A 23,008-nucleotide genomic window follows, 5' to 3' on the forward strand; every position below is an offset into this window, starting at 1 on the left:
GTGGCGTAGTTGGAGCGGACGGCGTATCCGCGGTTCAAGCGGATCATCTCCGAGCGTGAGCCGGCGCAGTTCTTCACGCCGGACGAGGCCGAGATCGCGTGGGCGGCGAAGCGGACCCATGACCGTCCGGAGTCGCTCCTCGCGTTGCTGGTGTTGCTGAAGTCCTGTGCCAGGCTGGGCTACTTCCCGGGCTTGGACGGGGTTCCGGCACTGATCGTCGCCCGGGTCCGGGCTGCGGCCGGCCTGGCACAGGACGTGGTGCTGGCGGCTGAAGAGCGGACGGCGAAGCGCTACCGCTCCTGGATCCGGGAGTACCTGGGCACGAGGTTCAACAGCGCTGGGCTCCGTCGCAGCGGTGCTGTCGAGTTGCGGATCCGCGTGGTCGAGCACGAGCTCAATCGGACGGCGTGACCGACCTCCACACGCCGAACCACTGCTCGGCGCCGTAGTCCTCGTACCGCTCCACCTCGGTGAACCCCAGCTTTGCCGCGAGGCGCATCGAGCGCTCGTTGGCGGTCTGGGTGCGCAGCACCACCGCCTCGCCGGGAAGCGCGTCGGCGAACCAGTCGAGTGCCGCTGCGCACGCCTCGGTGGCGTACCCGTGTCCCCACGCCTGCGGCAGGAGCAGGTAGCCGAGCTCGGTCTTCCCGACGTCCGGACGCACGTGCCCGGGATGCTCTGCGTGCGGACCGAGCATGATCGTGCCGATCATCGCCCCGTCAAGATCGATCACGAAATAGCCGGGGCGCTGCCCGGGTATCTCGGGCACCGTGCGTTCGAGCTCGGGACGCGGTTAAGGGCCACCGAGGTAGGTGCCCACCTCTGGCGAGGCGTTGAGCTCGATGACCGCCGGACGATCCCGGGCTTCGGACTCGCGGAGTACGAGCCGCTCGGTCTTGATCGGAGCAGGTGGCCAAGCTCGGGCCTGGTAGCTCCCCCTCGGCCCCGGCCGGTGGGGTGGTCTCCTCGCGCTCGTGCATGCGCTCGGCCACGGTGATGCGGGGCTGACCAGCTATCCGGGCTTGGCCACATCGCGGCAGCTGGAGCTCCCTCTCAGCCACGGCCGGTGGGGCGTTCCCCCTACGCGCCGTTCGTGTTCGCCACGTTCAGCTCTCTCTGGAGCTCCGCGAGCACGCTGAGCATCCCGAACACGGCCCGACCCGTCCTCGCTGCTGCCTTTCCGCTTCGGTGACAAATGGGCATCCATGGTCCTCCACTGCCTGGAAGACGGCCCGCGCAGATACTCCGAACTCCGCGTGCCACTGGGCCGCGTCACCCCGAAGGCGCTCACCCAGTCGCTCCGCGGCTTGGAGCGGAACGGGTTCGTGTCACGCACGGTGCACGCCGACCCGAAACTGCGGGTGGAGTACGCGCTGACACCGCTGGGCCGCAGCATGCTGGAGCCGCTGGCCGCCGCGTGCCGATGGGCGACCGAGCACTGGGACGAGCTGCTCGACGCCCGCGAGGGCGGCATCTCCTCCATCGGCTGACTCGAACCTGCGTTGGCGCGCGCCGCACCGGACGAGCCGCACCTCTGTGTTGACTCGGGGAATCGCCAACAGCGGTGTCCACGGCCCAGCCGTAGCCGCCGGTCGGCGGTGGTCCTCCCGGAGTACAACGACCCGCCCCGGACGACGGATGCGGCGCAGATGCGGCGCTCACTCCTCCTGTCCGTCGTCGTCATCGTCGAGGTCGACGGCGTCCGGGTCGCGCAAGGGCCGCAGCCCCAAACCTGCTGGGAGGCCGTGAAGCTGTAGCGGCCCAGATGGACGAGCGCCTTCTCAGCCACGTCGCTGCAGAAGGCGTGGGTGCGTACTCATGATTTCGTTGTATGTCGGCCGGGCGGGCCGAAGCCCATGCGCGTCTGACTAGACGGGCGCGGGGGGTTGCCCGCAAGGGCCGGATTCTGTGGGTGAGGTACGTCGTCGCTGCCGAGCAGGATGCGGGCCCGGACCCGCATCGGCTCGTCGCCGCGGCGGGAGAGCAGGACCAGCTCGTCGACTCGGGCCGTCATGGGGCTGAGGAGGGCCTTTGCCTTGCGGGCGAGGAGGTGCGGGTCTGGGGTACGGCCGAGGGACAGGTGCGGGGTGAAGCCGTGCGAGTGTGATGCGCACAGCGGGAAGCGGAGTTCCAGGGACTCTCGCAGTCGCGCCCAGGGCTCGTGGTCGGCGGCGGCCGGGTCGAGCCAGACGGTGGCGTCCTCGCGGTGTTCGAACCAGTGGACGCCCGCCAGGCGGGCGGTGAACGGCGGCGTCTCGGCGAGCGCCGCGGCGACCAGTGGCAGGGCCCGGGCGAACTCGGCCTCGGGGACGAACCCGAAGAGCACGTTGACGTGCGGTGGCCAGCGGTGGATCTGCCGGTCGTGTTCGCGGCGAATGTGCTGGATCGGCGGCCACAACTGTGCCGGCGGCAGCCAGGCGACGGCGGTGCGGTTCGTCGACGGGACGGCGAGGACCTCGCCGGGGGCCGGGGCCGGCACGGGACCGACCGGCTCGATGAGGGTCTCCTCCAGCCGGTCGAGGCCGCAGGCGCGGTCCCAGACGACCTGGCCGTCTGCCTCGAAGAACACCACCCGGTGCCAGGGGATCTCTCCGCCCGGCACGAAGTCGCCGAGCAGGATCCGCTTCGGCGGGGCCCCGCGCTCGGCGACCCCCATCACGAACCGCTCGGGGTCGAAGCGCGGGTCCCAGAGCACCCTGTGGTAGATCTCGTCGCTGGTGTGCACGTCAGCACCTGCCCTCGTCTATCAGGGTGACGCGCGCCCGGTCGACTCTGCAATTTGACGTCCTCCTCGCCCTGAAGGACGGGGACTCCCCCTTTGGAGGGGTGGGCCGGTCGCCCGGCTTACGGGTTCCTGTTTCACGGACCGGCTGGTGCCGACGTCTCCACAGGCTGACACGGGCTGTCCGCCCGCGTGTCGGATGTTCTTCGCCGCGTTGACGTCGGCATGCTCCGCGTGTCCGCAGCCTGGGGCTTTGCACCGGAACACCGCTTGGACGCCCCTATGACTGTCAAGCGGTCATGTGGGGTCCGGTGTGAGCTGGGTGCGTGGCAGGAGCGAGAAGATTTCGCGGGCGACGTAGCGCTTGAGGCATCTGATTACCTCACGCCGAGTCTTCCCCTCGCTGATCCGCCGCTTCAGCTTGTTCTAGCGAGGAACCCTGGGCGTTCACGCCCAGGAGGAGTCGCTTCTCTGGGCTGCTCTGACCCGCGCTGGTGCACGGGTCTGCGCTGTCTGCCTCAGTCGGGACGCTTCTGGTTCTCGATGTACTCCTTGATGATCGACAACGGAGCGCCCCCGCACGACGCGGCGAAGTAGGAGGGCGACCAGAAGTGCGCGCCCCATAGGTACCTGCGGATGTGGGCCGGGAACTCCTGGCGGAGTCGGCGCGCAGAGACTCCCTTGAGGGATCCGACCAGCCGGGACACGGCCACCTTCGGTGGGTAGCGCACGAGTAGGTGTACGTGATCGCGTTCGCCGTTGAACTCGACCAGTTCGGTTTCGAAGTCGGCGCAGACGGCGCGCATGACCTCTTCGCAGCGCGTGAGGATCTCGTCTGTGAAGGGTCCGCGCCTGTACTTGGGGGTGAAGACCAAGTGGGCGTGAAGGGTATGAACGACGCTTCGGCCCCTGCGGATGTTGGGGTTTGGTTCCCATCGAGGTGACATAGATCAATGCTACGATCCGTCTTGTGAAGATCGTGACGCAGGTGAAGCTGATACCGGAGGCCGACCAGGCCGCCGCGCTGTCGGCGACCCTGCGCACCGTTAACGAGGCCGCGTGCTGGGTGTCGCGGGTGGCGTTCAAGCGCGGCATTCCGCGTGAGTACGAGCTGCGCAAGCACACCTATGCGCAGCTCAAGGAACTCGGGCTCGGCGCTCAGGCGGCACAACACGTGATCAAGAAAACGCGTTACGCCTACACCACGTTGAAGGCGAACATCCGCGCCGGGAACCTCGGCAAGACCGGCAGTAAGCGCCGGATCAAGGCCGAGTCGAAGCCGATCACGTTCCGGCCGAACGCGGCTCAGCCGTACGACGACCGGTGCCTTTCGTGGCAGTACGACGCCCAGACCGTGAGCATCTGGACGACGGCCGGTCGGCTCAAAGGTGTGCGGTTCCTGTGCTCGGCCAAGTCGCTCAAGACACTCCGCGAGTTCCGCAAGGGCGAAGCCGACCTGATCGAACGTGACGGCGTGTTCTACCTGATCGCCACGTGCGAGGTACCCGAGCCCGACGTGTACGAGCCGGACGGTTTCGTCGGCGTAGATCTCGGCATCGCCAACATCGCCACCACGTCCACCGGCTACCAGGCCGCCGGGCGCGGCCTCAACCGGTACCGCAAGCGGCAGCTAACGCTGCGGGCCAAACTCCAGAAGAAGCGAACCAAGTCCGCCAAGCGCAGGCTCAAGGAACGCTCGCGCCGCGAGCAGCGGCACGCCAAGAACACCAACCACGTCATCGCGAAGACGATTGTGACCGAGGCTGAACGCACCTCGGCCGGTATCGCCCTGGAAGAACTCACAGGCATCCGGCAGAGGGTACGGCTCCGCAAGCCGCAACGGGTCACGCTCCATTCCTGGGCCTTCTCCCAGCTCGGAGACTTCATCGTCTACAAGGCCCGGCGCGCCGGTGTGCCCCTGGTCCACGTCGATCCCGCGTACACCTCGCAGATGTGCTGCGAGTGCGGCCACACCGACAAGCGCAACCGTGTCGGTCAAGGTCTCTTCATCTGCCGGAACTGCGGGATCGTTGCCCACGCAGACCGGAACGCTTCCCACAACATCGCCGCACGTGGCGCTGCTGTGTGGACTGCGGGGCGTGAGTCACGCGTCCCTGCCACCCCATAGCGGGTGTCTGGACGGAGGAGCCAACCCAGCAGCCAGCCGGGCACTACCTCCAAGCCCGGTCCTTTAGGGCCAGGTCAAGTTGACGTAGGCCTGAGTACGGGGGTCCCAGCGCAGGCGGCTCTGCACAATGCGGTAGAGCGCGGCGTTGGCCTGCCGGTCGCCGCCACGGTTGAGGCGTCTGCACTGCTGTTTGCCCGACGAACGCTCGACCAGGCTGGCCCCGCACAGCGCGGCGAAGGAGGCCTCGTCAGCCAGGCGCCCGGGGTTGTCCCCCGCGGTGATCAAGAGTGTGATGGCGCTGTCCGAGTTCGCCCAGAGAGACCCGTGAGGCGTCAGCTCTGTGCCGTGGGGCGGACGACGATGTCGCCGACGTCGACGTTCGACGGCTGCTCGATCGCGAAGGCGACGGCGCGGGCGATGTCGTCGGGGGAGACGGAGAAGTCGACCGCCGGGGCCTGCGACTTGACGGTGGGGCTGGTGACCGAGTCGGCGAACTCCGTCGCGACGTAGCCGGGCGAGATCATGGTGACCCGCAGGTCGGGCCCGGCCTCCTGGCGCAGTCCCTCGGAGACGGTGCGGACTGCGTTCTTCGTCGCCGCGTAGACAGCCTGGTTCGGCACGATGCGCAGCCCAGCGGTCGAGACGACGTTGACGAACTGCCCCGTGCTCTGCTTGCGGAACACGGGGAGCGCTGCCGCAATCCCGTGCAGCACGCCGCGGAAGTTGACGTCGATCATCTGGTCCCAGTCCTCGACGCGCAGCTCGTCGAACGGCGAGATGGGGCCGATCCCGGCGTTGCTGACGAGGACGTCGAGCGCGCCATAGCGCCCGCAGGCGTACGCCACCAGGTCCGCGAGGTCTCCTCGGCGTCGCACGTCCGTCGTCTTCCAGACGGCCGTGCCGCCATTGGCCTCGATACGGGCGCCGAGCGCTTCCAGCCGGTCGCTCCGACGCGCTCCGAGGACGAGCTTCGCGCCGCGCGCCGCGAGGAGCAGCGCGCTCGCCTCGCCGATCCCGCTGCCCGCGCCCGTGATGGCCACCACCTTGCCGTCGATCCCTGTCATGCCCGGCCTCCAATGCTAGAAGTAAGAGGGCTATCACTTATAAAGTAAGAGGCCTCTTACTTATGGTCAAGGAGGTGGACCGAGTGACTGACGCAGCAAGTGGGGCGGGGAGTGAGCGCCCTGCCCGGGGGCAGCTCCGCTCGGCGCTAATCGCTGAGAGCTTCGTGCTGCTCTCCGAGACGGGGATGGCCGGCTTCTCCGTCGCCGAACTCGCCCGCAGGCTCGGGGTGAGCACGGCCGCCCCGTACCGTCACTTTCCCCACCGTGACGCGCTGCTCGCCGTCGTCGCGGCACAGGCCGCCGACGAGCTCACCCGGTCCATCGAGGCCGCCGCGCAGGCGGCCGGCCCCGACCCGATCGACCGGCTCGCGGCGACCGCGGGGGCATACGTGCGCCACGTGTCCGACCGCGGCGCCGGCTTCGACGTGATCTTCGCCCGGGAGCTGAGGCCGCTGCGCGACGCCGACGTGGCCCGGGCCGGCCGGGACCTGATGGCGCTGCTGCTCGACCTCGCCCGGCAGGCGGGCCACGCCGACCCTTCCCAAGCACTGCTCCTACTCGAACAGCTCTTCGTCCTAGCCCACGGCTACGTCACCCTGGACACGGAGGACTTCCTGACGCGCTCCCGCCTCTCCCCCGAGGATGTCGCCACCCGCGCCACGCGCGCGGCGACGGCGCTGCTGCGCGGCAACGTGACGTGAGCACTAGCCGGGAGCTTGGGTGATCACCCTGCCGGTTCCCCCCAACGCCTCAAGAAAGAGGTCGACGACACCGCCGACCACCACGCCTTCCAGCTACAAAGCTGGCCCGCCTTGGCCGAGGTTGACACCCGGTGGCGCGGTTCGTTCGGCTACCTCACGGCGATCGTCGAGAAAGAGGGCGAGGACGTGCGCATACCGCTGTGCCGCATCGAATACCTCGGCGACGACAACGCTTGGGGCTTCGCCATGTCCTTGAGTGCCACCGACGCCTACACCGACGCGGTCTTGCGCACCGGCAGCCCGACGGCAGCCTTCGACACCGCCGCTCGAACGCGCTCGCCCGCTGATCAGGCAGCCCAGCGCGCGGGTGCTGCCTCTGCTGACCGGGGGCCCTCTTGCTGGAGCCCCCCGGCTTCCTGGGTGCAGAAGCCGACCGAAGGAGTTTGTTACTCCGCGCAGGATTCGGGAACTCGGATCGTGCCTCCCGTGCCGTGGCGGAGGTGAGGACAGTGGCACGACGAGCCGGTGAAGTGCCGGTCGCCGTGAGCCACCCTCACCGATTGGGGGTCTGAGCTGCGCATCGGCTCTCTGGATGCCGGCGAGCACCTCGATCGCAGGGCGATCGTGCGGACCTTGGGGAACCGGCTCGACCAGCGGTGTCCCATGGTCCACTGGGTCACGGCACGATCGACCTCGAGGCTGACAGGCCCTGGCCTGCCGGGAGGATCCGAGAGGAGCAAGCACATGACAAGCCCTCGTGCCGAGCCTGGACGGGCCCCGGGGCTCAAACCGAGCGTCGGGATGCCCCCCGGGGAAACCCCTCCCGCTGAGGGGGGTACTTCTGGTATCTCCTACCCGGAACCTGAGCTGCGTAAGGGGTGGGGGCCGATGCCTCTCGCGCTGATCATGCTGGTGGTGGTGCTGGTCGCAGTCGGGCTGATCGCGATGGCGGTGGTCTTGTTGGTCTAGGGCATTTCTTTCCGATCATCGGATCGTTGGTTCGGTCGTGTCGTCAACTGATGCGCAGGGGGCGCAACTCGAGCCGTTGCTGGCGGACCGGACATCCAGCGCAGCGGGCGGTGGCGGGATCACCGGCAACTGATCGACGCAGCGACGCCCTGGGCCTCGTCGATGCGGCGCTGGAAAAGGCCGTGGACCGTGCTGCGCCTCCAGGCCGGAGCGGGAACGATCCACCTTGTACATGCGGTTCTTCAGCGACATGACGCTGGCGCGGATCGCCGAGCAGCTCGGCATCTCGCAGATCCACGCCTCCGGTTCCGATCATCCATTGCTTCGGGTCCGCGACGAAGTCCTCAACGACGCTGCCTGATCCAGCGTGACGCAGCGCAAATCCGGTCCCGTCCACCGGGCGATAGAGGAACTCGGGCGGCGTCAGGCAGGCGAAGTCCCCGAACCGAGTTCTGTGGGTCGCTCGTGAACGCTGTGCACGTGAGGCCCGGCCGTCCGCGTCGCCGACAGTGATCGGCATGGAAGGGGTGAGGCAGGCGCTTTGACTGCTATCGCCAGACCCGTCTAGCGGATGCCGTCTGCACATTGTGGCCACCAGACCTTCACACGCTTCGCCTGCTGACCGGGCGTTGGTGGGAACCCGGCTGGTGTTGTCCGCTGGGAGGGAGCGTGCTGTGATCGCTATTGCTGTGTTGTTGCTGCCTGCCATGGGTGTGCTGCTGTATGCCATGGACCGCGTCGAGGACCGGTTGTCGGCTAGGCGGTCGAGGGCTCGCCACGCCCGGGGCGGTGCTTTGCGGCTGGTCCACGGCACCAACCTGTCGGGCGTCGACCGCCGTCCGGCTGGGCACTCCACGCGCCGTCTCGATGCAGCATGACGCTTTGATATGGCAGTTCACGATCCGGGCTGGCGCCCGGGGGTCGCAACGCCAACACCCGCCATCCCGACGTGCTGGCCGCCCGGCGCAGGGAGCGTGCCCGCATCCGCAGCGAGAAGGGCATCCGCTGGGCGGACGCCCCCTCCTCAACGCCGTATGACGGGACGGGCCGCGAGCAGGCTCAACCGACAGGGACTCTCTCCTTGAGAAAGCCGATCAGAAGATCGGTAACGGCCGATGGCCGCTCCAGGCTGGGAAGGTGACCTGCCCATGGCAGTTCGACGTGGTCGGCGTTCGCGAGCAGATGCGGCCCTCGGGCAGCGATCTGCGGAAGTCCGCCAGATCATGCGCGCCCGACAGGACAAGGCAGGGCGCTTGGATTGCCGCCGGCTCCACCATGGCCTCGACTGGCTCGAACTCCTCAGCGGCGGCCAGCTGCAGGTGGAAGGCGTGCCGCTGCATCTGGCGTACCGCTGCGCGGGCCCTCTCGTCGGCGTCCGGGCCGATCCAGGTTTCGACCATGAGTTCCGTCGCGCCGACGATGTCCCCCGCCTCGATCAGCGTTTCCTCGCGCTGCCCGAGCGCACCTGGGACACGCCGAACGGCTTGTGCAGGGCCGCAGCGCAGGCCGCCGGCCCCACTCCGCGGTACCGAGCGCCTCGCGGCCTTGGCGGGAATCGACGTACGGGGACGGACAGTGAGCAGCGTCAGCGTCTTCACCGTGGTCGCTTGGACTCGAGCGGTTACGGGTCTGCGCCGGGCGGGCTTCGCGTGGGGTTGTGTCTCACCTGACTCCCGCGTGTGGCGTGAATCGCGATGGCCGTGGCGGGAGGTGGGCCTGGGCGACGGGGCCCACCTGTCCGTATCGGCCTGCGGGTACTCCCCGGCCGCCCAGCCTGCCCGCGCACGGGACCGGTACTCAGGCGGGTGTGACGTTCTCCGCCTGCGGCCCTCTCTGCCCCTGCGTGATGTCGAAGTGGACCTTCTGGCCCTCGTTCAGCTCCCGGTACCCGCTGCCGGCGATCGCCGAGTAGTGGACGAACACGTCGGGCCCGCCACCGTCCTGCTCGATGAAGCCGAACCCCTTCTCCGCGTTGAACCACTTCACCGTGCCGGTCGCCATATCGACTCTCCCTCATCACTGATCAGGCGGCCCAGCACCGTGCCACACGGCCGCAGGGCCGATCATCGCCGCTCACCCGGCCACCGCGAAGGAGAAACGCGGCATGGCACTCAGCGGCCCTGGTCCCACGGGATCGGGTACGAGAGCGTCGGCGTCGGCCGGGGCCGTGGGTTGTCCCAGTCCGCGAACTTCACCGGGTACACCGTCGACCGAGGCTCGGGCGCCTGCTTCCCGGAGCCGTCTGCACTGCCGCTCCCTGTGGTGCCGGCAAAACAACGACCACCAAGGCGATGGTCGCCAGGACACTCATCTCCCGCCGCGCGCCGGCCGCCCATCGCGAGTGCTCCCGGACCTTCGTGCCGTTTGCGCGGACGTACTCCCTCACGTGCACCACTGGCTGCTCCCCCGTCCAGACCCGGTGCGCCCCTCGCGCACAAGACCCACCAGGAAAGCATTCGCCACTGACATTGATGGTGGTACTCAGGTTCCGATGGTCGTGACTCTGCCACTGACTGACGTCCTGCTGGACTGTCCTCAAGTTGTTCTGTCCGGCCATCGGGACCTGTTCTCATGGCTCCGGCCGGGTGGAACATGACCTCATAGGAGCTTGGTCAGAAGCCCCCTCAATGTCTTGTCTGCGCCACCCGGCCGGCGCCCACCTTCGGCTGGGAAGGCACCATCAGCATGACATCAGCGGGCACGCAGGACGCGGCGGTCCAGGAGGTCTTCGGAGGGGTCGACTCCCATGCCGACACCCTCCACGTCGCAGTCATCAGCAGTAACGGCAGCCACCTCGCGGACGCCGAGTTCACCACCACAGGCGCCGGATACGCCGCGGCCCTGGCCTATCTCGACGCCCACGGCCGCGTACTCGCCCTCGGCGTGGAAGGCACCGCTTCCTACGGAGCGGGCTTCACCCGCGCCGCCCGCTCACACGGACACCGGGTCTTCGAGGTGAACCGGCCGGACCGGGCCGAACGCCGCCGCAGGGGCAAGTCCGACCCCATCGACGCCTACGCGGCCGCCAGGGCCGCCCTGTCCGGCCGGGCCTCCAGCGCACCCAAAGACGACACCGTCGCCGGCATACGTGCCCTGCACAACGCCGCCCGCTCCGCCATCAAGGCACGCACCGCGGCCCTCAACCAGATCGGGCAGATTCTCGTCACCGCGCCCGAAGGCATCCGCGCCAAATACGGGCAGCTCAAGGGAACCAACCGCACCGAGACCCTGGCCCGGATACGGCCGACCGGTGACACGGTCCACGTCGCGGTCCTCACCGCGCTCAAAAGCCTCGCCCGACGTGTCAAGGACCTCACCGCCGAACACGAGGCCCTGACCCGCACCCTGGACAAGGAGGTCACCGACCACAATCCCGGCCTGCGAGCCACCCACGGAGTCGGCCCCGACACCGCCGCCCAGCTCCTGGTCAGCGCCGGAGGCAATCCCGACCGGATGCGCACCGAGGCGGCATTCGCCGCCCTCTGCGGAGCCGCACCCGTCCCCGCCTCCAGCGGCAAGACCAACCGGCACCGCCTGTCACGAGGCGGTGACCGGGCAGCCAACGCGGCTCTCTACCGCATCGCTCTGGTCCGCATGGCCAGCGACACCCGCACCCGCGCCTACGTGGAGCGACAAATCGCCGCCGGCCGCACGAAGAAGGAGACCATCCGACTCCTGAAGCGAGCCATCGCCCGGGAGATATTCCGCTGCCTGACCACCAAAGTCGCCGTCCCCGGCATCGCAGACCTACGCCCCCTGAGGCAATCGAAGAACCTCACCCTCACCGCCGCAGCCCAACACCTCGGAGTCTGGCCCGCCACCATCTCCACCCTCGAACGCGGAACCCGCCGAGACGACAACCTCGCCCACGCCTACCGCGAGTGGCTCACTGCCGCTTGACAGCCAATAGGAGCATCAACACATACGGAATTGCGGAGAGTTGTGGCTCTCAAGGGCCAGGTCTGGTCACGGTCCGAGCCCTCGCACCCGCCGCGCCTGACCTGCCGGGAGACGCCGAGAGTCGCCGCGTAGTCGAACTAATATGCGAATAGAGCCATTCGGGTGAAGCTGCCGGGCCGGTGGGGCCATGAAGCAGGGCTGCAGAGCCCTCGCCCGCATACGGCAGGCCGGTCACGGGCGGCCAAAGGGTGCACGCCTGTGGGACACGCCGCGCCGGGAGCGCCGATGCCGTGGCCGGGGCAGGCACGGTTACTCCAAGCGGCTCCCATTGGAGTGACTGCCGAAGGCACGGCGAGCGGAGGCCATCATGGTGATCAGTCACAGCGTCGACGGCGACACCCTGCGCGTGACCCTGCACCCCAGCGTCGACGTCAACACCCGGACCGCAGCCGCCGTAGAGATCGAGACCCTCGTCCACACCCACACACCCCGCCGCGTCACCGTCCAGGTTCCCGCGGGGGAACCGACGCCCGCCACGCTCAGTGTCGTCGTCCGCGCCCATCGCATGTGCAAGAGCCTCGACATCCCCCTCAGTCTGACCGGAGCCACCACGGCGGCCCAACGCTTGTTCGCCACGAACACCGCCTAGAGGCCGCCTAGGAGCGCCTAGAGGCCTCCCCCTGGCCAGCACGTCCGGCGCCCCGTTGGCCCGGATGGTGCCGCTGTCGTGACGGCCCGAAATGACCCCGCACCGTGAACGCCACGCCCGGCCGCCATCAGGCTCCCTTCCCGCACTCGTCAAGAAGGGTGGGGCTGCCGGACCGGGACGGGCCCAACCCTGACCCGGCCGGTCCGGCAGCCTCGTGACCGGGCGGGCGTCGAGGCTGCCGGCCGATACAGCGGGTGCGGGGATGAGGGTGGAGAGCACCGCACCACGCTGGCCTATCGGGTGGGCCACGGGCAGCTGCCTGCCAGCCTGGCCCACTCCCGGTCCACCTGCCCGGGCACGACACGCCCCTGCTCACTCCAGCGGGCAGCCAACGCCGCAAAGATCGGCTCACCAGGCGAAGGCGGAACCGTTTCCTCGCGGCCGGTGACCGGAGCGGGCCGGGTCGTCGTGGTCACACAGACCTAACGCGCGAATCCGGCTGAGGTCACCCCTGGGCGGCTCCGGCGATTCGCAGCGCGAGACATGCCGCTACGCCGACAGACGGCGCAGGGCGCGAGACGACTCGCCACGGGCGGGGGCTCTGTGCTCCTCAAGCTCCGTCATGTCGTCGCGATCGACCAGGGCCTTGATGGGGCGGCGGACCTCGTAGGTGCTGGTCTGTTTCGTCTGGCGCAGTGCCTTGAGGTCGACGAGCTATGCGCCCGTGGAGCTACTCGTTACGGGCCACGGTGGCAATTGCCCAGACGGTGATCGGCCGTGCTGGCGACCGGTAGGCGGCTTCGGACACCCGCTCTCACAGCGTTCGACGAGGCGGCGTCGGCCTTCAGCAGACAGCGGGGCGTTGCGGTGAAGTGCGAGGGAACCGCTGACGTGCCGGCCGTCATCAGAGCTTGCGGGTGTCGCGGGGCTCGGCGTACGGCTCCTCGCCCGGTGAAAGGCCGCCTTCGATGGCACGTCCGCGTTCGAGTTCGGCGTTGAACTCCAGCCCAAGCAGGATCGCGATGTTCGTGAGCCACAGCCAGATCAGCGCGACGATGGGGGTGGCGAACGTGCCGTAGGTCTTGTTGTAACTGCTGAGGTTGGCGACGTAAAAAGCGAACAGCGCGCAGGCGATGAGCCAGATGACTACCGCCAGGGCTGCGCCGGGCATCACTCGCCGGACTCGGCGTTTGACGTTGGGTGCGGCCCAGTACAGCAGCATGACGATCAGCACGACCAGGATGAGCATGACGGGCCATTTGGCGATGTTCCACACGGACACCGCCGTGTCGCCGAGCCCCAGGACCGTCCCCATCTTCTTGGCCAGGGTGCCGGTGAAGACGACGCCGACCGCGGTAAGGGCCAGGAGGATCACCACCGCCGCGGTGATGGCGAGGCGGACCGGCAGGGTCTTCCATACCGGCCGGCCCTCACCGATGTCATAGACGATATTGGAGGCGCGCATGAAGGCGGCGACGTAGCCGGAGGCCGACCACAGCGCCAGGACGACACCGATGATCAGCGCGATGAGGGCTTTGCCCTGGCCGCCCTTGAGCTGCTCCAGCATGGTGGTGAGGATGTTGCGCACGGACCCGGGCGCAATGCTGGAGAGGTTCTTGATCAGCGAGTCGATGGTAGAAGGACTCAGCAGGCCCACAATGGACACAAGAGCCAGCAGGGCAGGGAAAATCGCCAAGACTCCGTAGTAGGTCAGGGCAGCTGCCCAGTCCGTGAGATTGTCCTCTTTGAACTCGCGCATCGTGCGCTTCACGGCGCCTGTGGACGAACTACCTTCCGCGGCACCTTTCCGCGATGCACGGCCGGCATCGCCGCCGTGGCCCTCCTCGCCGCCATGCGCAGGGCTGTCTGCGCCACCACCATTACCGCCCTTGTGCGCCTGAGGGCCATCCGAGGAGGGCGTTGCCACATTCACTCCTTCGTCGAGCGTCGACACCCACGACAGTCGGCGCGCTCTGCCCCGCCTGCCCTCCAGCGGCAGATGCCGGCCGTCGAGGCGGTCGACGGACCGCACCCCCATCACACCCGCGGAGCTGGGTATCTGCGACTGGACAGCACCCACATGGGCCAGCCGACCAGCGCCAAAGGCCGCCTCCAAGGCTTGCCCAGGGCCAGTGGTAGCGGACATGTCGGTGCCTGCGGCGCTCACCACGGCCTCGGCAAGGGCTGAACCCTTGCATTCCTTGGCCGCCGCCTCCTACCTCAGGCTCCCCATCGACGGCGGCACAACCCACAGCATCTGATACTTCAAAACCTCGCGTGTCCTGCGGCGCCTGGGCTGTGACGCGCAGCGAGATGCACTCCCCTACCAGGATGTGTGTGGCGGGAGGTGGAAAACCCGTGTCAGCAGACGCGATTCGCGCGGTGTGCGGTTACCCGGAACCGGACCACCGTCGGCAGCCGCTCCGTGCCCACCGCCTCCCGGGCATGTGGCAGTGCTTCCTGCACGAGGCGTGCGACGGCCTGGAAGGGGTCGGCGTGCGGAGCCAGCCGCAGGGACAGCCACGTCCGGGGGCGATGCGGTGTCCGGTGAGGCACGTGGAAGCCTGGCCCATGCCGGGGAACCCCACCACGGGTCAACCCCGCGCCAGTCACCCGTCTCCTGCGAACTACCCCGCGGCTCACCTCCCCCAGCGCGAACGGGCACGTACGCCCTGGCCCGGCCCGCAGCCGCGCAGGACGATGGAGACGATGTCGAGGACGGCTTGTAGGGCATGGCCGAGCGGGCCATGGTGGCGGCGTCGACGCCGCCGCGGTAGGCCGCATCGGCGAAGCGGACGATACGCAGTTGCTGAAGGGTTCACCGCGACCGCTGTGCAGTGATGAGACTTCGTGAAAATCCCCAGGCCCGCTCTTCGTTCCCCACTTCGTTGACCTGTCACGGGGTGGACCTCTGCCGTCACGTGGACAGCTTTCATCCGAATCTCTGTCGCCGAGTTGGACTACGCCCACGAGGCTCCGGCCCCCGAGCGGCCTGCCAAGAAGAGCAAGCTTCGGCGCGGGCTCGGTAAGGACTGACAGGCCGTCACGGAGAGCTCGTCCCCTTCCCGGCGGGCGCTGACAGGCGCAAACCGACACGTGCCAAGGTGGCGTTAGGCGGGCTGAGGGGCGGGCGTTGCCGGAGCGGCCGCGGCCTTGCGGGTTTCGCGCATGATCAGCAGGCCGTTGACCACCATCAGTGTCGCGGTCAGGGCGTGGACGCCGAGCGCGGTGGCCACGGAGCCGTGGTGGGCCAGCACGGTGGTCATGTCGCCGTACGCGGCGAGGGCCTCCACCAGCAACGCCCAGCCCAGCGCCCGGCGGTGGCCCGTCACCAGCAGGATGCCCAGGACCAGGGCCATGACGACGTCGCGGATTCCCTTGATGATCAGGAAGCCGTCGCCGTCGCCGGACGGCCAGCTCGGCAGGCCGAAGCCCGGCGCCGTCGTCTGCGGGCTCACGATGAACTCCGTCCCGAACCAGAGGACGAAGAGGATGAAGGCGGCGGCCAGGACGGTGTTGATCTTCTTCAGCGACATTGTTCTTCTCCTTAAGAGTCTTCGCCAACTTGGTGAGTTTCGTGGAGGTTGCTGAGTCGTGTGGGGCCTGATCAGGCCGCGCGGACGCGGCTGATCGAGAGGCGTGGTTCGTCGGAATCGCAGTTGTGGGATCTGAACGGCAGCTGCATTCCCGGACGTTGGGATTTCGGTGGCCCGCCGTCGCCCGGGGAGTGGGGATTGTGCGCCACCGGCGCGGTGTCAGCCCGCAGGCTCAGGTGAGGGCGGCGGCCAGCAGGCCGAAGGCGGCGATGAGGACGGCGACGCGGACGTAGTGCCAGCGGTTCCAGCGGTTCAGCTGCTCCTTCCAGTCGGCGGGCCGGTTCTCGGGGGTCCACGTCTTGTTCCGGTTGTTGATCGGGACGAGCAGCAGGATCGACATGATGACGCTGAGGATCAGCAGTCCGGCGGCGGTGACGACGAGTCCGGTGCCGTGGTCGTGCCATCCGGCGATGGCCCAGATCGCGGCGAGGACGAGCGAGCCGATGTACCAGAACGGCATCACGGCGCCGAGCATCCGGCCGCCGTGGGCGTGGCCGAGTTGGCCGGCGTCGCCGGGAAGTGCGTTGAGGATCCGGTTGATGACGAAGGCGACGGAGAACTCCACCCCCACCATCACGCCGACGACCACGGTGGTGACGACCTCGAGTGCGTTGAGCATGACGACCCCTCCAGATATCTAGCGTTGCTAGCTGTGGAGCTAACGCTAGTACTACTGCCGCTTGATTGTCTAGCGATGCTAGGATCGAATCATGTCGGTACATGAACGCAAGCAGCGCGAACGGGCGGCCCGTGAGCGCCTGATCGTGGCGACGGCCCGTGAACTCGCCGAGCAGCAGGGCTGGGACGCGGTCACCACGCGCCGGCTCGCCGAGCGCATCGAGTACAGCCAGCCCGTCCTCTACAGCCACTTCCGCGGCAAGCGCGAGATCATCGGCGCCGTCGCCCTGGAGGGCGCCGCCGAGATGGCCGTCGCGCTGCGGGCCGCGACCTCCGCCGCGGACGGTCCGCGCGAGCGGGTCGCCGCTCTCGCGCGCGGCTACCTCCACTTCGCCGAGCGCAACCCGGCGGTCTACGACGCCCTGTTCCAGCTCGACGGCGGCCTGGCATACGCGCAGGAGGACACCCCGGAACCTCTCAAGGATGCCTTCGCCGCCCTGCTGGAGTGCCTCGGCGAGGTCGCCGGGGACGGCGTCCACCCCGGACTGTTCACCGAGGTGTTCTGGGCATCCCTGCACGGGATCGCGACCCTGAGCCGGGCGGGACGGCTGCCGCCGCAGGACACCGAGCAAAGAGTGGAACTGCTGGTGGACCGCCTCGCCGTGCTCTGACACACCATCCCGGCGGGCACGCGGCATCGCTTCCGGTCACTCGCGCCCACAGGAGCTGGCGCACCGTACGCGCAAGGAGCAGGCCTATCACCGGTTCCTCCACGCGCTGCCGCGGGCCCAGTTCCCGCCCGTTCAGTGCAGCCGCGGCAGCGAAGGCCGGGAGGTGGGGTGTATCGGCTGCTTCAACCGGCGGTTCTTCGCACGGTGAGGCCGGAGTCGAAGTGCACGGGTCAGAGGTAGGAAATCCCGGTCAGCAAAAGCAGCACGACAGCGACTGTGCCGACGATTCTTGGCACCCAACCACTGGTTCTCTGGTGCACGACCTCTGAGTAGCCAGGGGTTTTGGCATCGTAGATCACGTCCAGTCGCTGTCCGACGCCGACCGGTGGAGACGGGAAGGGCAGGCTGTCGCAGTAGTACTGCACGCCCTCCACCTCATAGAGCAGGCGGAGCCTGACCGTCCGCTTGTCGGTGCGCTTCGATTCCACGCATTTGGCCCGGACAACCACTCCCCTGCGCCGCAGGTTCACGTCCCGCCAGATGAAGAGCAGCGCGCCCACCAGCACAGGGACCGCCGTGATCAGAACGCCGATCGCATACGAGTGCAGCCCGTCGAGCATCGTCCCCACCCCCTCAGAGCAGTCTCGGGCACGGGGGACTCTACTCGTCACAGCAATCCATCGACCGTCCTCGGCTACCTCGATGAGCGGCATCAGGAGTGGTCGGGCCTGTGCCGCGTCCCGCTGCAGGCCGAGGGCGGCCGGGACCGCGTCCTCGCGATCTTCGGGCAGCTGCTGCCAGGCCGTCCCGAGCAGGCCGGCTCTGGCCTTGTTCACGAATCGTGGGTTCTGGCACAGATCTTGGGGAGCCATCGCGGAGCGTGGCGGGAACGTTCGATTGCAAGGGGTGGTCACGGACCCCGGCCCTGTCACCTCGCCCCCCGACCACCACTGGCGTAAGGAGGCCCTGTCCGACCCGACACATAGGCTGTTGCCGGAAGCCAGTCGGGTGGCCTCTGGCAACATGCCGCTGGGCGACGAATTGCGCAGTCAGTCGCGGTGGGCAGCGACGCAGGTCTCCACGGCTCGACCGAGGCCCTGCCACAGATGGAATCGGTTGGCGATCTGCAGAGCGTCGGGGGCACCGCGGCGGGCACCCTCGGCGTAGGCGCCCGCCCGGTCCCGGCAGACGATCTCCACGCCGGGGTAGCGGATCAGCCAGGCGGCCAGCGGCCCGGCTTCACGGGTCGGGAGCACATCGACCACGCGATGGTCTTCGACGCTGGTCAAGACGGTGGAATAGGTCTGGCCGCGACGGATCGCGAAGTCGTCCACGCCCAGCACGCGCGGTGTGCTGAACTGTGGATCGGGCAGTGCAATGACCCTGCGTAACAAGGTCATCCGTCCCGCGCCGAATCCCAACTGGGCAGCCAGCCGGGCGCCGGCCGGCCCGGCCAGCGCGAGCCCAACTCGCTCCAGGGCGTGGTTGAGCCGCGTGGTGAACCGTGCGTGCGGGGCGGCCAGCCGCGAGAACGGCTCGGCGAACGTCCGGCGCGGACAGTCCGCCACCCCGCAGATGAAGCGCCGGACCGTCAGCCGGATCACAAAGCCCCGCCCAGCGAGCGGAACGTCCTTCAGCGTGCGCCGGTAACGGTCGTGGACCCGGTCCGAAAAGCGGCCGGAGTCCGGACAAGCCGCCCCGGCCGCGCGGCCTTTAGCCACCATCTCGACCGTGCCGAACGCGGCCGTAACCGCCTCGACATCCACCTCGTCGGTCCCGTCGAACACCAGCGAGTCCCAGAACGGTGCATCGGGTCTGCATGACCAGCACCATCACCGTCCACAACTGACCGCAGCAGCGATGGGCAGACACCTGATGGGGCGTCAATTCTGACCGTCGGACGACAAGGCGTACCGGTCTCACGCGACCCTGCCTCCTCGCAATCGAACATCGCGGTAACGCTCTGCGACGGCTCCCCAAGATCTGTGCCGGAACCCAAAACTCGTAAACATCGGTCGCCATCAGCAGGGGATCGGGTCGCGGATGACGACGGACATCGCGCTGTCGGATAGCGGCCCGCGGGGTGCAGCACGAGTCCGAGGACGGCTCCGTACGCCTTGTCGAGGCCGGACAGCGGGACGACCAGGACGTCTTGACGGACCGACAGAGTCCAGACGTCGGCGCGCTTGATCTCTTGGGTCACAGAGTGTCGCCCTCCCCCAGTTTCGTGGCTGAGGCCGAGGGCGGCGAGCTGGTAGCCGGCGTCGAGGGTGGCGGTGCAGCGGGCGGCGCGGACGATGTAGGCGTTGACGCGACACGCCTCCTGCATGCAGATAGCCCGCGCCGACTGGAACTCAAGGCTGTGCTGAACTACCTCACGCCACTGGAAATCCGACACCGCTACGAGCAAGGACACGCCCTTGCGGCGTAAGTATGAGTGTTCAACAGCACGGGGAACTTCAAGGCAATGTGCGGCGGATCATGTGACCGTGATGGCACCAAGTTAGGTCTCGCGGGCCGGACTGCGCCCGGTTGCGAGGCGTTTCTGCCCCTCGGGCATGGGCAGGACCGCCAGTGCGGTGTCTGCAATGTTCCGCAGCGTCTCCGGGTCCAGGCCGGCCTTGCCTACGGCCTCGATCCCGCGGACCACCGTCAGCAGCAGTGCCGCCAACCGCTCCGGATCTGCAGCGCTATCGATGTCGCCGTGGCGCTGGGCGGCGCTGATCTCCGTCCGCAGCAGGGTCAGCAGCGCCGTCATGGTCTCGGCCGACCGCCCGGCGACCGTCGGATCGTGCTGGGCCAGTTCCGCAGCGCCCTTGGCCAACAGGCACCCGCGGCGCTCGGTGTCGGAGGCGGTGTTCTCCGCCATCAGGTGCACGTATCCCGACAGCCGGGCCAAGGCCTCTGCGTCCGGGCCACCTGCCAGCCGCCCTTCGGCCACCTCAACGACTGCGGTGCACCAGTCGCCAAACACACGGTGGAACAGCTTGCCCTTGTCGCCGAATGCGCCGTACAGGCTGCCCTTGCCCAGGCCGGTCGCCTGGGCGATGTCGTCCATCCGGGTTCCTGCATAGCCGGTCGCCCAGAACTGTTCCCGGGCCCGCTCCAGGACTTGGTGTTCGTCGAATGCGCGTGGTCTCGGCATGGTCTCAGCCTATCCATTCTTGACTGGATCGTCCATTACCGCTTACGTTATGGACGATCCATTCCACAACTGAAGGGGTTCGACATGTCAGGCGTGCTGCAGGAGAAGGTGGCCGTGATCACCGGAGGGACCAGCGGGATCGGGCTGGCCATCGCCCACCGCTTCGTCCGGGAGGGCGCACGGGTCTTCGTGACCGGCCGGGACATCGACCGCCTCGAAGCGGCAGTCAAGGAGATGGGCCCAGCGGCCACCGGCGTACGATCCGACGTCTCGGTCCTGGCCGACCTGGACGCGCTCTACGCGCGAGTCCGCGAGGAGGCCGGACGCATCGACGTGCTGGTGGCCAACGCAGGAATCGTCGCGGACGCCGCGCTCGGCGCTCACACCGAGGCGAACGTCGACCTGACGCTCGCCGTCAACATCAAGGGCCCACTATTCACCGTTCAGAAGGCGCTTCCGCTGCTGGCGGAGAACGCCTCCATCCTGGTCATCGGCTCGAGCAACAGCGTGCGGCCCAATGAGCAACTCGAGGTCTACAGCGCCTCGAAGGCGGCGGTGAGCAACCTCGTGCACAACTGGGCCCGGCAGTCACGGGAGCGCCGATTCCGGGTCAACGTGCTCAGCCCGGGACCAACGCGGACCCCTGGCCTGCTGAGCGCCGCAGGGCCGGACGTCGACCAGTTCGCCGAGGCCGTCGTGCCACTGGGGCGGCTGGCCGACACTGAGGAAATCGCCGAGGCCGCCCTCTTCCTGGCTTCGGACGCCTCGTCGTTCGTCACCGGCGCCGAACTCTTCGCGGACGGCGGCTACACCCGGGCCTGAACGACGGCCGGTGGTGCGCATCCGGTTCCCTCGAAGCGATGGGACGCACCCCGGCCGCGCGTGTGCGTCGTACGAGGCCCAGTGCACCCGAAGCAACGAGATCGTGGCCGCGGCCTCTTTGGAGACGGCACTTGGTCAGCCACCCGGCCACCGGGCCGGCAGCGATCTCCCGGCCGCAGCTCGTGCACTCCACGCGGGGCAGCTTCATCACCTGCCCAGTGTGGCCGCATCTGCCGAGGCTCGGGATCAAGTACACCCTCGACGCGCCCGTCTACCTGCCACAAGCCGCCCGTGCCGCACACACGGCGGTCAAGGCCGCCCCGGGCAACCTGGCGCGCTCCGCCGCCCAACTGCGCTCCAGGCTCACCCAGCCCGTGACCCGTCAGCTGCCGGCCGTCCGTGACTTCTCCCAGACATACTGGAACAACGTCGGCGGCCGCTGGGCCGGCAACAAGATCCGCATGCACCGCGGGCTGCCGCCCCGCCCACACCCGCGCACTCCGCCGCGCGTCGTCAACCGGCCGCTCCTCCCGGCCCCCGCCGCGCACCGGCCCGCAGCCGCTCCGGGACCCGCGCCGATGCGGGCACGGCCACCGCGCCGGTCCGCCCGGCCCGTGGCGCAACCGGCCGCGTCCTCCCAACAGCAGGCCCTGCGCCGGCGGCTGTACCGAATGAGTACGAACGCGGCCCGCCGCGCCCCAGATCCAGCTCCTCAGTCTCCCGCGGCCCCCGCCGGTCCCCCACCGCCTACGGCACAGCCCGCGCCGGCCCGCCGGAGAACGCCGTGACGAAGAAGGGATGGCTCGCGCTCGGCGCGGCCGCCGCCGTCATACCGCTGCTGCTCTGCGTTGGCGCCTTCGTCGTCCTCACCGGATCGGTGGCCGCCGACCAGGACGAACAACGGCGACAGGCCGCCTACCTGTCCGGGGCCGTGCAGGGTGCGCCGGCCTCGGTGAAGGGGATCGCCCCGGTGATGCTGTCCGCGTACGCGAACGCGGCCTCCCGCGCCCTCACGCTGCGCCCGAAGTGCAAGGGCATGCGCTGGTCGGGTTCGGTCGGGTCGAGTCCCACCACGCCGCGGGCCATCGCATCGCACACGACGGGACGATCACCCCGCGCATCATCGGGGCCCGCCTCGACGGCTCCGGCGCCGGCGGCAACAAGACCAAGGTGGCTGACACCGACGGCGGCACGTGGGACAACGACACCTCCTACGACCGCGCCGTGGGCCCGGTGCAGTTCCTGCCCTCCACCTGGAACGGGCCCACGGGCCAGGACGGCAATGGCGACGCCATCAAGGACCCGCACAACGCGTTCGACGCGGCGCTCGGCGCCGCCGTCTACCTGTGCGGCGCCGGGCACAGCGACCTGAGCGATGACAACCAGCTACGCAAGGCCGCCCTGCGCTACAACCACGCCGGCTGGTACGCGGACGAAGTCCTGCAGTACGTGCACCAGTACGACCAGGCCGGCGACGCCCTCGGCAACACCGGCAGCAACGGCCCCGTGCCCGTATCGGTTTCTCTGCCCGGCCGTCCGGCCGCGTATCAGGGCGGGGCGACGGCCTGCTCGTACGCCGACCCGACCGGGGGACGCTGCCTGACCGGCGCAACGGCCCACGGATACCAGGAGATCCTGGAAAAGTGGCCGCGCTGGCACGGTGGGCTCGGCTGCCAGACCCCGCGCGCCGATGGCGGCGAGCACCCGCTCGGCCGCGCCTGCGACTACACCCCCGGCACCCTCGGCACGCGCGCCTCCGGCACCGCGCTCGCTCAGGGCTGGGCCCTGGCCGCATGGCTGCGCAAGAACGCCGGTGCGCTGGACGTGCAGTACGTGATCTGGCAGGTCCGCATCTGGAGCATCAACCACCCCCAGGACCAGGGCGGTTGGGGACGACCGTACGACCACGGGCTGAACAATCCACACACGGTCACCGGCGGCCACTACGGCCACGTCCGCGTCACCTACAAGGACTGAGCGTCGCGTAGTGCGCTCGCCGCCGGCACCCCACATCCCTGTCGGG

General features: G+C 68.7%; 24 protein-coding genes and 4 pseudogenes. 15 read left to right on the forward strand and 13 right to left on the reverse strand.

Features of this window, described 5'->3' with window-relative positions; all coding sequences use genetic code 11:
- The first annotated feature begins 9 nt into the window (after positions 1-9).
- Entirely contained in the window at positions 10-411 is a 402-nt protein-coding gene (locus OG456_RS45485; RefSeq protein ID WP_266571003.1) for a DUF4158 domain-containing protein, read from the forward strand.
- Here the strand turns inward: OG456_RS45485 and OG456_RS45490 are convergent.
- Positions 395-901, reverse strand: a pseudogene (locus OG456_RS45490) (GNAT family N-acetyltransferase). The gene OG456_RS45485 and the pseudogene OG456_RS45490 sit on opposite strands and share 17 nt — an antisense overlap.
- Positions 902-1,169: 268 nt before the next feature.
- On the opposite strand from OG456_RS45490, the gene OG456_RS45495 reads away from it, so the two are divergent.
- Positions 1,170-1,490, forward strand: a complete 321-nt coding sequence (locus OG456_RS45495; RefSeq protein WP_266571763.1) for a helix-turn-helix domain-containing protein — start codon at positions 1,170-1,172, stop codon at positions 1,488-1,490.
- A 108-nt stretch (positions 1,491-1,598) separates the two neighbouring features.
- Complete coding sequence (locus tag OG456_RS45500) at positions 1,599-1,757, forward strand: hypothetical protein (RefSeq protein ID WP_266571004.1); 159 nt, start codon at positions 1,599-1,601, stop codon at positions 1,755-1,757.
- A gap of 170 nt (positions 1,758-1,927) precedes the next feature.
- Here OG456_RS45500 and OG456_RS45505 read toward each other — a convergent pair.
- Both OG456_RS45505 and tnpA read right to left on the reverse strand, forming a co-directional pair.
- Positions 1,928-2,725 (reverse strand): annotated as a pseudogene (locus OG456_RS45505) (RNA repair domain-containing protein); the annotation flags it as partial.
- 515 nt (positions 2,726-3,240) lie between these two features.
- The gene (gene tnpA / locus OG456_RS45510; protein WP_266569878.1) at positions 3,241-3,669 is read right to left on the reverse strand and encodes an IS200/IS605 family transposase; all 429 of its coding nucleotides are present in this window, start codon (positions 3,667-3,669) and stop codon (positions 3,241-3,243) included.
- 23 nt (positions 3,670-3,692) lie between these two features.
- On the opposite strand from tnpA, the gene OG456_RS45515 reads away from it, so the two are divergent.
- On the forward strand, positions 3,693-4,850 hold the full coding sequence (locus tag OG456_RS45515; protein WP_266571005.1) for a transposase: 1,158 nt from the start codon (positions 3,693-3,695) through the stop codon (positions 4,848-4,850).
- An 81-nt stretch (positions 4,851-4,931) separates the two neighbouring features.
- Here OG456_RS45515 and OG456_RS45520 read toward each other — a convergent pair.
- A pseudogene (locus tag OG456_RS45520) lies at positions 4,932-5,138 on the reverse strand (transposase); the annotation flags it as partial.
- Positions 5,139-5,182: 44 nt separating this feature from the next.
- The gene (locus OG456_RS45525; RefSeq protein WP_266571006.1) at positions 5,183-5,914 is read right to left on the reverse strand and encodes an SDR family oxidoreductase; all 732 of its coding nucleotides are present in this window, start codon (positions 5,912-5,914) and stop codon (positions 5,183-5,185) included.
- 83 nt (positions 5,915-5,997) lie between these two features.
- On the opposite strand from OG456_RS45525, the gene OG456_RS45530 reads away from it, so the two are divergent.
- The 5 genes and pseudogenes from OG456_RS45530 to OG456_RS45550 form a co-directional block, all read left to right on the forward strand.
- On the forward strand, positions 5,998-6,615 hold the full coding sequence (locus OG456_RS45530) for a TetR/AcrR family transcriptional regulator (protein ID WP_266571007.1): 618 nt from the start codon (positions 5,998-6,000) through the stop codon (positions 6,613-6,615).
- 15 nt (positions 6,616-6,630) lie between these two features.
- The gene (locus OG456_RS45535; RefSeq protein ID WP_266571008.1) at positions 6,631-7,119 is read left to right on the forward strand and encodes a hypothetical protein; all 489 of its coding nucleotides are present in this window, start codon (positions 6,631-6,633) and stop codon (positions 7,117-7,119) included.
- Between the two features lie 240 nt (positions 7,120-7,359).
- Positions 7,360-7,584 carry a DUF6480 family protein gene (locus OG456_RS45540; RefSeq protein WP_266571010.1) on the forward strand — a complete coding sequence of 75 codons (225 nt, stop codon included), beginning with the start codon at positions 7,360-7,362 and terminating at the stop codon, positions 7,582-7,584.
- Positions 7,585-7,816: 232 nt separating this feature from the next.
- A complete protein-coding gene (locus OG456_RS45545; protein WP_266571011.1) occupies positions 7,817-7,945 on the forward strand; it encodes a hypothetical protein in 129 nt (42 codons plus the stop codon).
- A gap of 561 nt (positions 7,946-8,506) precedes the next feature.
- A pseudogene (locus OG456_RS45550) lies at positions 8,507-8,725 on the forward strand (hypothetical protein); the annotation flags it as partial.
- On the opposite strand, the gene OG456_RS45555 reads toward OG456_RS45550, so the two are convergent.
- Together OG456_RS45555 and OG456_RS45560 are read right to left on the reverse strand one after the other, a co-directional pair.
- Positions 8,679-9,182, reverse strand: a complete 504-nt coding sequence (locus OG456_RS45555; protein WP_266571012.1) for a hypothetical protein — start codon at positions 9,180-9,182, stop codon at positions 8,679-8,681. The pseudogene OG456_RS45550 and the gene OG456_RS45555 sit on opposite strands and share 47 nt — an antisense overlap.
- Before the next feature lie 199 nt (positions 9,183-9,381).
- Positions 9,382-9,585: a cold-shock protein gene (locus OG456_RS45560; protein WP_266571013.1), complete on the reverse strand. Its 204-nt coding sequence runs from the start codon at positions 9,583-9,585 to the stop codon at positions 9,382-9,384.
- Positions 9,586-10,269: 684 nt separating this feature from the next.
- On the opposite strand from OG456_RS45560, the gene OG456_RS45565 reads away from it, so the two are divergent.
- Positions 10,270-11,484 carry an IS110 family transposase gene (locus tag OG456_RS45565; RefSeq protein ID WP_266571014.1) on the forward strand — a complete coding sequence of 405 codons (1,215 nt, stop codon included), beginning with the start codon at positions 10,270-10,272 and terminating at the stop codon, positions 11,482-11,484.
- Positions 11,485-11,851: 367 nt separating this feature from the next.
- The gene (locus tag OG456_RS45570; RefSeq protein WP_266571015.1) at positions 11,852-12,133 is read left to right on the forward strand and encodes a hypothetical protein; all 282 of its coding nucleotides are present in this window, start codon (positions 11,852-11,854) and stop codon (positions 12,131-12,133) included.
- Between the two features lie 904 nt (positions 12,134-13,037).
- Here OG456_RS45570 and OG456_RS45575 read toward each other — a convergent pair.
- The 3 genes from OG456_RS45575 to OG456_RS45585 form a co-directional block, all read right to left on the reverse strand.
- A complete protein-coding gene (locus tag OG456_RS45575) occupies positions 13,038-14,087 on the reverse strand; it encodes a YihY/virulence factor BrkB family protein (protein ID WP_266571016.1) in 1,050 nt (349 codons plus the stop codon).
- Positions 14,088-15,243: 1,156 nt separating this feature from the next.
- Entirely contained in the window at positions 15,244-15,669 is a 426-nt protein-coding gene (locus tag OG456_RS45580; protein ID WP_266571017.1) for a DUF4267 domain-containing protein, read from the reverse strand.
- Between the two features lie 232 nt (positions 15,670-15,901).
- Entirely contained in the window at positions 15,902-16,348 is a 447-nt protein-coding gene (locus OG456_RS45585; RefSeq protein WP_266571018.1) for a DUF1772 domain-containing protein, read from the reverse strand.
- Between the two features lie 91 nt (positions 16,349-16,439).
- Between OG456_RS45585 and OG456_RS45590 the strand changes: the two genes are divergently transcribed.
- A complete protein-coding gene (locus OG456_RS45590) occupies positions 16,440-17,018 on the forward strand; it encodes a TetR/AcrR family transcriptional regulator (protein WP_266571019.1) in 579 nt (192 codons plus the stop codon).
- 230 nt (positions 17,019-17,248) lie between these two features.
- Here OG456_RS45590 and OG456_RS45595 read toward each other — a convergent pair whose 3' ends face one another.
- The 3 genes from OG456_RS45595 to OG456_RS45605 all read right to left on the reverse strand — a co-directional run bounded on the left by OG456_RS45595 (position 17,249) and on the right by OG456_RS45605 (position 20,163).
- Complete coding sequence (locus tag OG456_RS45595; RefSeq protein ID WP_266571020.1) at positions 17,249-17,854, reverse strand: DUF3592 domain-containing protein; 606 nt, start codon at positions 17,852-17,854, stop codon at positions 17,249-17,251.
- A 213-nt stretch (positions 17,855-18,067) separates the two neighbouring features.
- The gene (locus OG456_RS45600) at positions 18,068-18,805 is read right to left on the reverse strand and encodes an ISL3 family transposase (RefSeq protein ID WP_266571021.1); all 738 of its coding nucleotides are present in this window, start codon (positions 18,803-18,805) and stop codon (positions 18,068-18,070) included.
- Positions 18,806-19,521: 716 nt separating this feature from the next.
- Positions 19,522-20,163 carry a TetR/AcrR family transcriptional regulator gene (locus OG456_RS45605; protein ID WP_266571022.1) on the reverse strand — a complete coding sequence of 214 codons (642 nt, stop codon included), beginning with the start codon at positions 20,161-20,163 and terminating at the stop codon, positions 19,522-19,524.
- Between the two features lie 84 nt (positions 20,164-20,247).
- On the opposite strand from OG456_RS45605, the gene OG456_RS45610 reads away from it, so the two are divergent.
- The 3 genes from OG456_RS45610 (at position 20,248) to OG456_RS45620 (ending at position 22,962) form a co-directional block, all read left to right on the forward strand.
- Positions 20,248-20,985 carry an SDR family NAD(P)-dependent oxidoreductase gene (locus tag OG456_RS45610; protein ID WP_266571023.1) on the forward strand — a complete coding sequence of 246 codons (738 nt, stop codon included), beginning with the start codon at positions 20,248-20,250 and terminating at the stop codon, positions 20,983-20,985.
- A 131-nt stretch (positions 20,986-21,116) separates the two neighbouring features.
- On the forward strand, positions 21,117-21,773 hold the full coding sequence (locus OG456_RS45615; RefSeq protein WP_266571024.1) for a hypothetical protein: 657 nt from the start codon (positions 21,117-21,119) through the stop codon (positions 21,771-21,773).
- A gap of 238 nt (positions 21,774-22,011) precedes the next feature.
- Positions 22,012-22,962, forward strand: a complete 951-nt coding sequence (locus OG456_RS45620) for a hypothetical protein (protein ID WP_266571025.1) — start codon at positions 22,012-22,014, stop codon at positions 22,960-22,962.
- The last annotated feature ends 46 nt before the right edge of the window (positions 22,963-23,008 follow it).

The sequence above is a fragment of the Streptomyces sp. NBC_01446 genome, assembly GCF_026340095.1.
Taxonomy (GTDB): Bacteria; Actinomycetota; Actinomycetes; order Streptomycetales; family Streptomycetaceae; genus Streptomyces; species Streptomyces aureus.